The following is a 12,636-nucleotide window of genomic DNA, read 5'->3' on the forward strand; positions in this document are numbered from 1 at the left end:
AGGCAAGGATATGTCGAGTCTGTTAGCAATATCCCACACAGTTTCGTTTCGGAATAAACTCATTCCAATTACAGACCACATAATAGCTTCTAGCGGTAACCGCCTTCTGCGAACAGTGGCAACTCCCGCATGTTCAAATGCTTGTTCAAGAATATCTGGGTCAAGAACCTGCTTAAGTTTGTCGAGTGTATGTACATCATCTAAAAAGGAGGACATATCATCGAAGTGTTGAATTAGAGACATAAAAAAATCCGATACTATTTCTAATATCGGATTGTGAAGCTATGAAAAGATCAGTCAAGTGATCATAAAAATATGCTTAACTGATCTGCATTACGCTTAAATGCGGGTTTTTTATTAATGAATATTGAGTGATTAACTATAAATACTCAAACACCTTAATGACACGCTCTACACCTGAGATGTTACGGGCAACATCAACCGCTAAATTAGCCTCTGTATCGCTCACTAAGCCCATTAAAAATACCTCGCCATTCTCTGTGACAACTTTAATGTTATTGGCACTGATGTTCTCTGCGGTAATAAGCTGCGTTTTAACTTTTGAGGTTAACCACGAATCGTGAGTTTGCGTACTCATGCCTATATTTGAGCTGATGCGAATTTGATTATGAATTTTACGAATACCGTCAACACCTTCGATTGCTCGTTGCGCTTCGTCTTTCATTTCTTGGTTGGCGACTTGGCCGATCATCAGCACAATGCCATTAACGCTCACAACATTCACATTCGCGTATTTATGTATGCGCTCGTTTTCACTCAGTGCGATAGAGCTTTTTATTTCGATATTATTATCGTCAATTTGCGAGCCAATAGTACGACGGTCATTGGCCGCAGTGACAGCACCTGCGGTACCAGCAACAACTGCAGCTGCACAGCCTTGCAGCAATAAAATGGTACCAAGTACAATAAGAGACTGTTTAAACATTAATTTTCTTCCTGTGGGAATAAGGTTAAATCGATAAGCTCGCTCAGGCAGTGCAAGTTCACTAAATGAGATTCAACAATGCGGCTAGGGCGTTTTGATGGCACGCGGATTTCAACATCGTTAGGGCCAAGCAAGCCAACTAATTCACCCCCATCGTCACCTACTAACACAATCACTTTCATATCGCGAGTTAACGCCGCTTCTACGGCAGAAATTATTTGCTTTTCATTACCATTGACGGCGATAGCTAGCAGTAAGTCACCTTGTTGTGCGAAAGCACGGATTTGCCTTGCAAAGGTTTCGTGATCATCAATATTGTTGTTGGGACCTAAGTTAACTTGCTCCTGTGCCAAGGCTACTGCAGGTAGACACGGACGCTCAGTTTCGTAAAAGTTAATTAATAAACCAGCCATATGTTGTGCAAGCATATGGCAACTCGCGGTACCACAGCATAACAATTTATTACCATTGATAAGGCTTTGTGCAATGGTAAATGCCGCTGATTCAAGGGCGCTTGGGAGCACCTCGCCAGCCGCAATTTGAACTTGAATATTCTCGGTGAAAATCTTTTTTATTGTATCTTGCATAACCTACCAATTAAGCCGACGCCAAGCGGCGTTAGTACACATTTTTAAACCAGTTTATTTCGCTATTTAGTTCACCTGTTATGGCAACATAATCAATTCGCATAGCCTGATTTGATAATTTTTTTTCAGCAAGGTAATGGGCGATCGTTCGTCTAAGCCGTTGCTGTTTTTGCTTACTGAGCGCGTAATTTGCACCACCGCGAAGTTTGTTTTTTCTAAATTTCACTTCAACAAACACCAAGGTTTGCCCTTCGCGCATAATGAGATCAAGCTCACCATATTGGCATAAATAATTACGCCCAATGGCTGTTAGGCCATATTGCTTTAAATACTGCTCAGCCTGTTGTTCATAGTACAGGCCTTTTTCGCGGCTATTGTGCCACAATTGTTTAAACCACGACATGCTTTCATCCTTGTGCTGTCGTTACTTAATCAGCCGAATTAATCCCTGTTGCCGATTGCATAAATAACGGAATCGGTTGCTCTGTTGCTAATTCAACGGCAATGATTTGTTTGTTTTTGTACTGCGCCCAATCTAACGTACGGGTAACATACCCATTCGTTTCAATACTTAATTCGCCACTGATGCCAGCAAAACGTTTTCCTTGAATCATACTTAGTTGCTTAACATCACCTAATAGGCTGGTTGCATCATATGCCATGGCAAATAAGCGCTGACTTATATCTGTATTTTCAGGCCATAAGCGTTCGTATTGCTGACGCAAGTTATGCTGCTTTATCTGACCGTCAAGCATCCAAGGTAGTTCAGTAAAATACAGCCCTTCTAGATCACCTTTATCGGTACTGTCTATTTGTTTGCTATGGCTTTTAGAGCTTGCGTATAGCGGAATACGATCTGCGAAAGTACTTACATTAACATCTAAGTACGGTTTGATGAGGCGAGTTTCAGTTGCATCACCTAAAATATAAATAACATCAATATCGCTACGCGAGCGAGTTTCACTTTCGACTTCTTGCTTAAAGAGCGACTTAACCACTTGGATCCGCTCTTTACTTTGGTCCACTTCTAACAAGCCCGTGATAGTTTTTGGCATGTCATCTTTACCTGCGTAAAAACCAACTTGTGGTTTCACTTCACTGTAACGTTGCCATTGTTGGTTAAAGTACTCAACGAGGCGCTGGCCGTTACTGTTGTTTGGAGCAAGTAGCATTGGCTTTTGGTAACCAGCGGTTAAAAAGCGCTCTAATGCTTGTTGTATTTCGTGTTCAGGGCTTAATGCAAAGAAAAAATGCTGCTGTGAGATACGCTCACCCTCAAAACTATTAAGATGCATAACAGGGTAATCAATCAGCGTTTGTGCTGTGCTTAGCTTTTCAATATTACTTTTAAGCAATGGGCCAATCACAAAGTCAGCTTTAAATTCACTGAGTTTTAAGCTGATTTCAGCGGCAGAAAGTGATTCATCAATAAACAGTGTTTGTTCAAGTGGATGAGTATCAAGTGCGGCAAGTACACCCGCTTTTAATGCGTCGCCTAAGCGTTCGTTAGCGCCTGATAGTGGAATAAGCACCGCTAAACGATTGACATTAAGAGGCTCAACTTGCACAAGCTCAGTGACTTTCTTAGGTAAAATCTCTGCTGCAGGGTGACCTGGATAGCGTCGCATCCAGTTATTCATCGCTTGATGTAATTCAACCGGCGCCCCTAAATACACTTGGTGATAAAGCGCCAGATTAACCCAACCTTGTTGTACCACCGAGCCGCGATTAAAGCGCTCAAGCGCATAAGAAGATAGTTGAGTAAGGCTTGCCCATAAGTCTTTATTTAAATCAGCAACCGTGAAATTATTTTCGTTGCTAATGGTTGATGCTGCAAAGTAATAAGGCATTGCTTGTTTAGGCATGCCTTGTGATGCATAAACGCGAGCCGTTAAATATTGATGCCATGCTTTATGCTCTGGCAAGGTGAGTTGTGATTCGAGCAACTGTAGTTGCTCTAATGCGCGATCACTTTTACCTTGTTTCTCTTGTGCTAAAGCAATGTAAAGCTTGTTTTGAATTTGATCTACGCTTGGTGTGCTCTCGAGCTCAAAACAGATTGTTTCAAGCAATGACCAGCGCTGCTCAGTAATTGCTGCATCGCGAGCGGTATAAAGTAATTGAATTTTATCGGCACCTTGGCGATTTAACGCTGCTTGGTACATTGATTGCGCATCGGTTAGTTGTGATAGGGCTGTGTTTGCTTGCCCCGACTGATTTTCTGCCGTATTTGATGGTTTTTCGGTTGTGCTACAAGCCGATAACCCCGACAATACAATTAATAGACTAACAAGTTTAAGTCGCACAATGATTTCCCAATACGTTAACGCGATTTGCTTATATTACTGACTGACGCAGGAGACCTCAATGTTAAATGAGGAGAATTCAGATAAAATCGGCACTCTTTACATTGTAGCCACACCAATTGGCAACTTTGATGACATCAGCCAGCGTGCCATACAAACCCTATCTGAGGTTGACTTAATAGCCGCTGAAGATACTCGTCACACAGGAAAGTTGCTAAGCCACTTTAATATCAAAGCAAAAACCTTTGCTTTGCATGATCACAATGAAAAACAAAAAGCCCAGCAAATCGTCGATTGGCTAGAGCAAGGAATGAATATCGCGTTGGTTTCAGATGCGGGCACGCCACTGATCAGTGACCCGGGTTATGCCGTGGTAAACTTGTGTCGTGAGCAAGGTGCACATGTTACACCAGTACCTGGTGCATGTGCAGCCATTACGGCAGTGTGTTGTTCTGGTTTGCCGACCGACCGCTTTCAGTTTATCGGTTTTACACCTGCAAAAAGTAAAGCCAGACAAACTTTTTTTATTGAGGCTGTTAATTCAGGTATCACGAGCATTATGTACGAAAGTACCCACCGCATCATGGCAAGCCTTGATGATTTAGAAGCCGCATTAGGCTCAGACCAACCGGTGGTATTTGCCAAAGAATTGACCAAAACATTCGAAACTTTTTTCAATGGCAGCGTTGCTGAGCTAAAGCAGTTTTTAACGAATGATCCAACAAAGCAGCGCGGCGAAATAGTATTAATGCTGCCGGGTAAAGCGAAGCAAAGCGATGATATCCCAGAAGATGCCCGCCGTATGCTTGGCTTACTCGAAGCCGAAATGCCACTTAAAAAAGCCTGTGGCGTGGTTGCAGAGTATTTCGGTTTAAAGAAAAACGCGCTTTATAAAGCAATTATTGACGAAAAAGACTAATTCTTTACTGCACTCGGCTGCATGCTCAGGTATACTGCGCGCCGAGTCAGCCGAGATAATCGCTGCCTGCAACGAAAATGCGCAGGGGGAGGAAAGTCCGGGCTCCACAGGGCAGGGTGCCAGCTAACGGCTGGGGGGCGCGAGCCTACGACAAGTGCAGCAGAGAGGAGACCGCCAACTTCGGTTGGTAAGGGTGAAAGGGTGCGGTAAGAGCGCACCGGGCCACTGGTAACAGTTGGTTGCAAGGTAAACTCCACCCGGAGCAAGACCAAATAGGGTTCTATCATTTTAAATAATGAACGCGTGGCCCACGTGAGAACCGGGTAGGTTGCTTGAGCCATAGAGCGATTTATGGCCTAGACGAATGATTATCCACGACAGAACCCGGCTTACTGGCTGACTCACCAAATTAATGAAAGCCCACAGTGAAAACTGTGGGCTTTTTGCTTTCTAAATCACAAGCAATTTTTAACCAAGTATAATCATTCCCTAATCGCCATCATTATTGATCTTGAACAAGGTTGCTACGTTGACTCTGTTTCACAGAATGATACAGTGAATTTGAACTTTAATTCTAGCCAAAGGAGCTGCCCATGCTAGGCGAAAAACACTCGTTATTGAATGAATTCCCAGAGTTTAATGAATTAATCCACAACCTTGCCAAAAGCGATGCCCATTTTAAAAATACCATGCAACGATACGATGACATGGATAAAGAAATTAGAGAGCTTGAGCTTAATAGTTCTCCGATTGATGACAGTGAAATGCATGAAAAGAAACACCAAAGAGCTGCGCTGAAAGACGAACTTTATGATTTCTTAAAAGCGAAAGCATAAAACAGAAAATGACACCTAATGCCCCTTGCTCTTATGACTCTCGCTGACAAGGGGTGTTATTTCCCAGTTAACCCTAATTTATACCTTTCTAACGCTTTTAATTCCCTTATTTTCAATAGTTTTATATGTTAGTAACTGTTTATTCAGATTTTTTAAATGGGTGGAATTTATATGTTTGCGAAGGGAGCAATCAAAGCCGTCTCACTGTGTATTATGGCTATGTCTGTCAGCCTGAGTGCCGCAGCAAGTATCAACAATACAGAGACTATGTGGCCAGGCACGGTTTACAACACGGATATACCTACATTTAAGCAGGTTCTTGGTTATGATGTAGGTGAGCGCATTACTAATTACAACGATATGCGTCGTTATTTAACAGCCCTTGAGCAAGCCGCTCCTGAGCGTATTAAAGTTTTTAAGTATGCAAACAGCTGGGAAGGTCGTGAGCTTGTTTATGCGGTTGTTGGCACCGCTGAGCATATTCGCTCATTAGAAACCCTTGCAAAAAACACGCAATCGCTGGCAGACCCGCGAAGTACATCTGCGAAAGATGCAAAGTCACTCATCAAAAACTTACCCACTTCAGTGTGGCTGCAGTATGCAGTACACGGTAATGAAATTAGCTCGACCGATGCGGCACTGTTCACCGCTTACCATTTATTAGCGGCACCGAACGATACCATTAACAGTAAAATATTAGAGAATACCGTTGTATTTATTGATCCCCTACAAAACCCTGATGGCCGTGAGCGCTTTGTTTCTCGCTATTATGCCACTGTCGGATTAGAGCACAGCGCAGACCGTTTAAGTGCAGAGCATAATGAGCCTTGGCCTCGAGGTCGAGTTAATCATTATCTGTTCGATATGAATCGTGATTGGTTAGCACTTACTCAGCCTGAAACAAAGGGTAGAGTAGCTGCAATTAATAAATATAAACCTCAAGTGGTGGTTGATATTCATGAAATGGGCGGCGATCAATCATATTATTTTGCGCCGGCTGCTCAGCCATTCAATCCCCATATGACAAAAACGCAAATAGCCAATATGGATGCCATTGGCCAAAATCATGCTAAATATTTTGATGAGTTTGGCTTTGATTATTTTACCCGCGAAATTTTTGATGCTTTTTATCCTGGGTACGGTGATAGTTGGCCTGTATTTTATGGTGCGTCAGCATCAACCTACGAAGTAGGCTCTGCTCGCGGCCATGTTTTTGAAAAAAACACTGGTGAACTTCTCACTTATTTTAATACAGTGAAGCGTCAGTTTGTGGCATCAATTTCTACCGCCGAAGGTGCAGCTAATCAACGTGAGAAGCTACTTAATGACTTTTACCAATATCAAGTTGATGCAATTGATTCAGGTAAGAAGAGTAAAGAACGTGTGTATATTTTACCGAACCAAAGTAACCGTGAAGGAACGCATAAACTTGCTACGTTAATGGCTGAACACGGCGTAGAAGTTCAACAAGCAAATGAAGATTTCAAAGCATGCGGTGTTAAATATAAAGCGGGTAGCTACTTTATTGATACAGCGCAGCCGCGTGGTGTATTTGTTCGTACCACATTTACAGACCAAGTTGATATGGCTGAAGCCTTTGTAAAAGAACAAGAAAGACGCCGTGCTCGTAACCTAGGCGACGAAATTTATGATGTCACAGGCTGGTCGCTGCCAATGATGTTTAATGTTGATAGCGATAGCTGTAGTAAGGCTGTGAGCGCTGACAGTAAAGTGGTTCAGGCTAACGACACACTGATTGGTAAAGTGAATAACCCAGAAGCCTCAGTGGCTTATATTGTTGCTTGGGGCGACACGGCCGCTGCACGCTTTTTAACCGCAGCGCTGCAAGCAGGCGTTAAGCTTAAAAGTGCTGACCAAGCATTTGTATTAGGTGATAAAACTAACTACCCAGCGGGCAGTTTAGTGATTGAAAAGCGCTTAAACGATAAAGACTTACTGACTAAAATTAGTCAAATTGCAGAGCAAACAGGTGCAATAGTCGATGGTGTTGATTCAAGCTGGGTAATTGATGGCCCCAGCTTTGGTAGTAATAAAACAGTACCAATGGTGGCGCCAAAAGTGGCGATTGCATGGGATGTACCTACCAGTGAGCTAAGCGCTGGTAACACCCGTTTTGTTATAGAAAGACAGCTCGGCTATCCGGTAACGGCTATTCGTACACCAATGCTTGCATGGGCTGATTTAAGTGATTACCAAGTGTTGATTTTACCGGAAGGTAATTACGAGCAAGCATTAGGTAAATCGGGCGCGGCTAATTTAAAAAGTTGGGTTGAAGCTGGTGGCGTGTTGATTGCACTCGGTAATGCAAACCGCTTTACCACCCATGCTGATTACGGCTTATTAGATGTTAAGCGCGAGCAAGCCTACCGAGAAGAAAAAGCCGACAGCAGCGATGATAAAAGCAGTAAAGTGGCAGGGCAGTTATTCGCTTCTCGTGATGATTTAAAAGCAGCGAGCATCGAACCACACACCTCGCCAGACTATGTAGCCGGTGTACTTGCTAATGTTGAAGTAGACCAAGAGCATTGGTTAACCGCAGGCGTCGATAAAAATTTAGTGGCGGTGGCTTACGGTAATGATATTTACACGCCAATTAAACTTAACTCAGGCAAAAACTTAGCGTGGTTCACAGGTAAAGACGATGTACTGGCGAGTGGTTATTTGTGGCAGCAAAACAAAGCTCAGCTAGCTTACAAGCCGCTCCTTGTTCATCAACCACTAGGTAAAGGCATGGTGATAGGCTTTACACAATCACCGACGTATCGCGCCTACCTTGAAGGCATGAATGTATTGCTCACTAACACGATTTTCCGTGCTGCAGCTCATGCTCAGTAAGGTTTAGAACAAATCGAAATGCCCGGCCAAGTTGCGTAATGCCAGTCAGTTAAGCAGTTTTTTGAATAAATATGTGAATATTATTCAGTTAAAGCTGCTTAAAGCAGGTGGGGATAAAATTAGCTAAAGACCATATAGCAAAAGGGCTACAGTAAGATTTTTATAAATCATCGCTGTAACCCTTTATTTTATTGGTTTTTCCTTAACTGATCTGCATTAGGCCAAGTTGCGGGCTTTTTCGTGTTTAAAGCTTCTCTCAACATCTAAAATAAAAAAGCCCGCAGGGCAAAGGGCGGGCTTTTTAGTGTTCCATGGAGAGGAAGTGTTAAGACACAATCCCGAGTGGCTTACCTGTTTGCCAAGCGCCACGGGTAAAGTCTGGTATCGTTTTGCTGTTACTTCTGTCTGCAACCGATGCCATACTTTGTGGAAAGATAGATGACCAGGCTGCAGCATCGTAAACATCTTGATCCAGTGGTTCATTGTTACGCAAGCAGTAAATCATGCGCCATAACATTATGAAATCCATGCCGCCGTGACCACCGTTGCGAACGGCTTCTTCACCCATACGTTGCCATAATGGATGATCAAACTCTGCACGCCATTTTTCCATATCGTGATCCCAGCGATGGAAATTTTGCATATGTGGTTTACGGCCTTGTGAGCCCGCACTTTCCCATGCTGCTACTTCAGCTTCATATTGCTGCTGGTAGATTTTTGCAATGGCTGGTGGTACATCTTCTAGGGCAATGCGGTTAGGAAAACCTGCAAATGTCCCATTAGTACCTTGAATTAGGTTATGGCGGCTGTACGGGCGTGGGCTTGTGGTGTCGTGCTGAACCATAATGCTTCGGCCTTTCACTGTTTTAATAATGCTGGTGTTCATGTCGCCAGCAGTAAATTTCAGTGAACGACGTTCGTGGCCTGCAGGAAATTCACGTTCTGCGTAGGCTGCACGGCCAAGTGCAGGTGAGCTGACTGATGTTACGAAATCAAAGCGATCACCCCGGTTGATGTTCATATATTGAGAAACGGGGCCTAAGCCATGAGTGGGGTATAAGTTACCGTTTACTTTTGTATGCCAGTAAGTACGCCACGAGCCGGTACTGCGGTCAATTTCTTTCATTTGCCAACGCAGGTCATGAATATAAGCGGCTTCACCATGCAGTAACTCGCCAAATACGCCTTTACGAACCATGTTTAGAACCATTAACTCGTCACGGCCGTAGTTAACGTTTTCCATCATCATGCAGTTCTTTTGAGTGCGCTCAGCAGTGTTTACTAGTTGCCAGCACTCTTCCATAGTGGTTGCTGCGGGTACTTCAACAAAGGCATGTTTACCACTTTCCATGGTTTCAACACTCATTGGTGTGTGCCAACGCCAAGGTGTTGAAATGATCACGATGTCGATGTCATTGCGAGCCAGCATGTCTAAATAAGCTTTATCAGAACCCGTGTAAGCAGTTGGTTTAGGTAAGCCTTTTTCAACAACATAGTTAATTGATTTCTCGAGCATGAGCTGATCTGTGTCACAGATAGCTTTAATTTCAACACCTTCAATGTGGCAAAGGTGTTTTACATGGCCGCTACCACGTTGACCAACGCCAATAAAACCAACACGTACCACATCCATCGCAGGCACAGCTAAGCCCATTACGCTTTTACCTTGTGACGCAAGTGGTGTGCTTTGATTATCACCTTGTTGGCTTTTCGCACAGCCAGTCACGACTGTCGCGGCGGTAATAGCTGCGGCAGATTTTAAAAAACGTCGTCTATCTATTGTCATAACGATACCTAAATCACTGAGATTATTTTAATAGTGGGTTTCAGTTGTTTCTTTTTATCTTAATTGAAAGACAATTACAAAAGTTAACAGGTAATCAAAATTGCTGCATGTCCGCAATAATACATACAGCTAACACAGTTCAATCTTGATTTAATAGATGTATTTAATTTACAGGATAAATATTAAATAATATTACTGCCTTGCTCAGGATCGCGAGATTGATCGGCTTGTTCACGAATATCATCTGCATCACTACTTATATCATCCAAGCTATGGTCGTCGAGAGTGTTTGATGTTTGTGGGGGCAAAGTGGTGTGATGACTGGTGTGCTCGGCATCGGTATTTAAAATAATTCGTTCGCGAGCATCATCTGGCATACTAATTTTTTCTGCTAAATAGGTGTTTACTAACATTCGCATTAGCTGAGATGCTACTTTAACCGTGCTATGTTCACTGCTGTTTACCCAAAAATAAATGGTTAAATTAAGCGTGGCAGATCCAAGCGATTCAATGAGAACCTGACTGGGGGGATCATTAATAACGGCAGGGTTTTGACTTACGACTTGCATGGCTAATTGCTGAGCATAGCGAATGTCATTATCGTAGCCAATGCCTACTGTAAAATGGCCGCGCATTTTGGGGTTCGCAGTAAGGTTTTTAATGACATTTTTATAGACGGTAGCATTCGGTATTTGAATATGATTACCATCAAAATCCACCAAAGTAGTGGCGCGAGCTGTGACTTTTTTTACTACCCCTAAGCGGCCATCTACTTCTATAACATCGTCAATCCGAAACGGTCGCTGTACGCTTAGTAGCATACTCGAGATAAAGTTCTCGGCGATATCACGAAATGCGAAGCCAAGGATCAAGCCCACCAATCCTGTACCACTCATGATAGCGATGGCAAAACTGGTCAGCCCTGCAAGACGTAAAAATAAGTACACCCCAAACAAAATAATAACGATGCTAAAAAAGCGCCGTGTAACGACATGTAAAAGCTTACTTTCACTCACAAAGCCCAGTGGTTTAATCAGTACATATGACAAAGGGCGAGCCAGTAAGTAGCAAATAATAATGGCGACAATACCGAGTGTGAGAGCCGGTAACATTTGCCAAGCAGTGTGTAAAAACTGCGTAACTTGTAAATTTAAATCGTACCACGTAAGGCTTTCAATTGGCGTCGATGTCGTGGTTGATAGTATGGGTGTGATTAAATTAGTTACTTGATTAGTAAGATATAAATAAAAATTCATTGCACCACTCCATGGATTATAGCCGGGCAGTTATAAGCGTAGCTCAATGCAAGTTAGGCGCCATTATTAGTGGCAAGTAGTTTGCAACGACACCTTAAGCTAAGTAGAAAGTGAGGAAGAATATGTCTCAGGGCAATCGCGGTTTTCAGGCTCGCTCGCCGCTGGAAATCCCATTACGAGGTTGGTGGGATATAAGCAAACGGGTATATCATAATTTATCACAAGATAATTTATCGTTTGTTGCGGCAGGTGTCGCATTTTATGCACTGCTAGCAATCTTTCCTGCACTGGCTGCCATTGTGTCTATTTATGCCTACTTTGCTTCACCAACGGACATTCATGAGCAATTATCTAAAGTGATTGCAATTTTACCTGCCAGTAGTCGCGATATTATTTTACTGCAAGTGAGTGAAGTGACGCAGCAATCGCAAAAAGTCTTGAGTATGAGTGCTATAGGCACTTTATTGTTAACAGTCTGGAGTAGCAGTAAGGGCTGCCAAGCGCTGATCACGGCCTGTAATATTACATACCATCAGCATAACAAACGGCAATTTTTTGTGGCGTTACTGGTCCGTTTTTTATTTTCGTTGGGCGCTATAATCGTCGCTCTCGTGGCGTTATTAATTATTGGTATTTTACCTATTGTGCTTAATCTGGTTGGCCTAACAGAGTTAATAGATTTAATGATCACGCTGATAACTTGGCCGCTGCTGGCAATCATTTTTAACGGTGCATTGGCATTTTTATACCGCTACGCACCTCATCGAAACCCCGCTAAGTGGCGTTGGATCACACCGGGTTCAATGCTCGCGACTGTATTATGGATCGGGGCATCGGTTGGTTTTTCATTTTATGTCTCGCAATTTGCACGTTATAACGAAACCTATGGCTCTTTAGGGGGCGTGGTTATTATGCTGATGTGGCTTTATATCAGTGCTTATATCATTATTTTTGGGGCGGCAATTAATGCCAGTGCTGAACAGCAAACGGTCATTGATAGTACTGTCGGCCCCGAAAAAGAAGTCGGAGAGCGCGGAGCAACTGTAGCAGATACATTGATGACACAGCAGACTAAACATTCTTCTGAATAGAACGATTGGCGCTAATTTTACGCATGGTTGTTAGTTAAATTGGCGTCTACAAT

11 protein-coding genes and 1 other RNA gene are annotated in these 12,636 nt (G+C 43.0%); 5 read left to right on the forward strand and 7 right to left on the reverse strand.

Annotation, left to right across the window (positions count from 1 at the left end; translation table 11 throughout):
• The 5 genes from BM378_RS05860 to BM378_RS05880 all read right to left on the reverse strand — a co-directional run.
• The coding region (locus tag BM378_RS05860) for a transposase domain-containing protein (protein ID WP_218158192.1) at nucleotides 1–243 on the reverse strand (243 nt) is incomplete at its 3' end.
• A gap of 136 nt (nucleotides 244–379) precedes the next feature.
• The gene (dolP, locus tag BM378_RS05865) at nucleotides 380–946 is read right to left on the reverse strand and encodes a division/outer membrane stress-associated lipid-binding lipoprotein (protein WP_036971254.1); all 567 of its coding nucleotides are present in this window, start codon (nucleotides 944–946) and stop codon (nucleotides 380–382) included.
• Entirely contained in the window at nucleotides 946–1,533 is a 588-nt protein-coding gene (locus tag BM378_RS05870) for an SIS domain-containing protein (RefSeq protein WP_036971252.1), read from the reverse strand. The genes dolP and BM378_RS05870 overlap by 1 nt, the downstream gene beginning before the upstream one ends.
• A gap of 31 nt (nucleotides 1,534–1,564) precedes the next feature.
• Nucleotides 1,565–1,936, reverse strand: a complete 372-nt coding sequence (locus tag BM378_RS05875) for a YraN family protein (protein ID WP_036971250.1) — start codon at nucleotides 1,934–1,936, stop codon at nucleotides 1,565–1,567.
• 25 nt (nucleotides 1,937–1,961) lie between these two features.
• Nucleotides 1,962–3,839, reverse strand: coding sequence for a penicillin-binding protein activator (locus tag BM378_RS05880; protein WP_065978175.1), 1,878 nt, complete (start codon nucleotides 3,837–3,839; stop codon nucleotides 1,962–1,964).
• 61 nt (nucleotides 3,840–3,900) lie between these two features.
• Here BM378_RS05880 and rsmI point away from each other — a divergent pair, with 61 nt between their 5' ends.
• The 4 genes from rsmI to BM378_RS05900 all read left to right on the forward strand — a co-directional run bounded on the left by rsmI (nucleotide 3,901) and on the right by BM378_RS05900 (nucleotide 8,450).
• On the forward strand, nucleotides 3,901–4,758 hold the full coding sequence (rsmI, locus tag BM378_RS05885) for a 16S rRNA (cytidine(1402)-2'-O)-methyltransferase (protein WP_036971244.1): 858 nt from the start codon (nucleotides 3,901–3,903) through the stop codon (nucleotides 4,756–4,758).
• Nucleotides 4,759–4,800: 42 nt separating this feature from the next.
• Nucleotides 4,801–5,166, forward strand: an RNA gene (gene rnpB, locus BM378_RS05890) — RNase P RNA component class A.
• A gap of 185 nt (nucleotides 5,167–5,351) precedes the next feature.
• Complete coding sequence (locus BM378_RS05895) at nucleotides 5,352–5,594, forward strand: HP1242/YdcH family protein (RefSeq protein ID WP_036971241.1); 243 nt, start codon at nucleotides 5,352–5,354, stop codon at nucleotides 5,592–5,594.
• A gap of 171 nt (nucleotides 5,595–5,765) precedes the next feature.
• Nucleotides 5,766–8,450 carry a M14 family metallopeptidase gene (locus BM378_RS05900; RefSeq protein WP_036971238.1) on the forward strand — a complete coding sequence of 895 codons (2,685 nt, stop codon included), beginning with the start codon at nucleotides 5,766–5,768 and terminating at the stop codon, nucleotides 8,448–8,450.
• A gap of 325 nt (nucleotides 8,451–8,775) precedes the next feature.
• Here the strand turns inward: BM378_RS05900 and BM378_RS05905 are convergent, their stop codons facing one another.
• Together BM378_RS05905 and BM378_RS05910 are read right to left on the reverse strand one after the other, a co-directional pair.
• Nucleotides 8,776–10,236 (reverse strand): Gfo/Idh/MocA family protein, encoded by a 1,461-nt coding sequence (locus tag BM378_RS05905; RefSeq protein ID WP_074988818.1) that lies wholly within the window; start codon nucleotides 10,234–10,236, stop codon nucleotides 8,776–8,778.
• A gap of 182 nt (nucleotides 10,237–10,418) precedes the next feature.
• Nucleotides 10,419–11,492 carry a mechanosensitive ion channel family protein gene (locus BM378_RS05910; protein WP_074988819.1) on the reverse strand — a complete coding sequence of 358 codons (1,074 nt, stop codon included), beginning with the start codon at nucleotides 11,490–11,492 and terminating at the stop codon, nucleotides 10,419–10,421.
• A gap of 122 nt (nucleotides 11,493–11,614) precedes the next feature.
• On the opposite strand from BM378_RS05910, the gene BM378_RS05915 reads away from it, so the two are divergent.
• Nucleotides 11,615–12,583, forward strand: coding sequence for a YihY/virulence factor BrkB family protein (locus BM378_RS05915; protein ID WP_036971231.1), 969 nt, complete (start codon nucleotides 11,615–11,617; stop codon nucleotides 12,581–12,583).
• Nucleotides 12,584–12,636: the final 53 nt, after the last annotated feature.

The sequence above is a fragment of the Pseudoalteromonas lipolytica genome, assembly GCF_900116435.1.
GTDB classification, from domain to species: Bacteria; Pseudomonadota; Gammaproteobacteria; order Enterobacterales; family Alteromonadaceae; genus Pseudoalteromonas; species Pseudoalteromonas lipolytica.

Bases quoted from the DNA above. Each gene is read 5' to 3' on its own strand.
- dolP (WP_036971254.1), bottom strand. From the start codon at position 946: ATGTTTAAACAGTCTCTTATTGTACTTGGTACCATTTTATTGCTGCAA.
- BM378_RS05870 (WP_036971252.1), bottom strand. From the start codon at position 1,533: ATGCAAGATACAATAAAAAAGATTTTCACCGAGAATATTCAAGTTCAA.
- BM378_RS05875 (WP_036971250.1), bottom strand. From the start codon at position 1,936: ATGTCGTGGTTTAAACAATTGTGGCACAATAGCCGCGAAAAAGGCCTG.
- rsmI (WP_036971244.1), top strand. From the start codon at position 3,901: ATGTTAAATGAGGAGAATTCAGATAAAATCGGCACTCTTTACATTGTA.
- BM378_RS05895 (WP_036971241.1), top strand. From the start codon at position 5,352: ATGCTAGGCGAAAAACACTCGTTATTGAATGAATTCCCAGAGTTTAAT.
- BM378_RS05900 (WP_036971238.1), top strand. From the start codon at position 5,766: ATGTTTGCGAAGGGAGCAATCAAAGCCGTCTCACTGTGTATTATGGCT.
- BM378_RS05905 (WP_074988818.1), bottom strand. From the start codon at position 10,236: ATGACAATAGATAGACGACGTTTTTTAAAATCTGCCGCAGCTATTACC.
- BM378_RS05910 (WP_074988819.1), bottom strand. From the start codon at position 11,492: ATGAATTTTTATTTATATCTTACTAATCAAGTAACTAATTTAATCACA.
- BM378_RS05915 (WP_036971231.1), top strand. From the start codon at position 11,615: ATGTCTCAGGGCAATCGCGGTTTTCAGGCTCGCTCGCCGCTGGAAATC.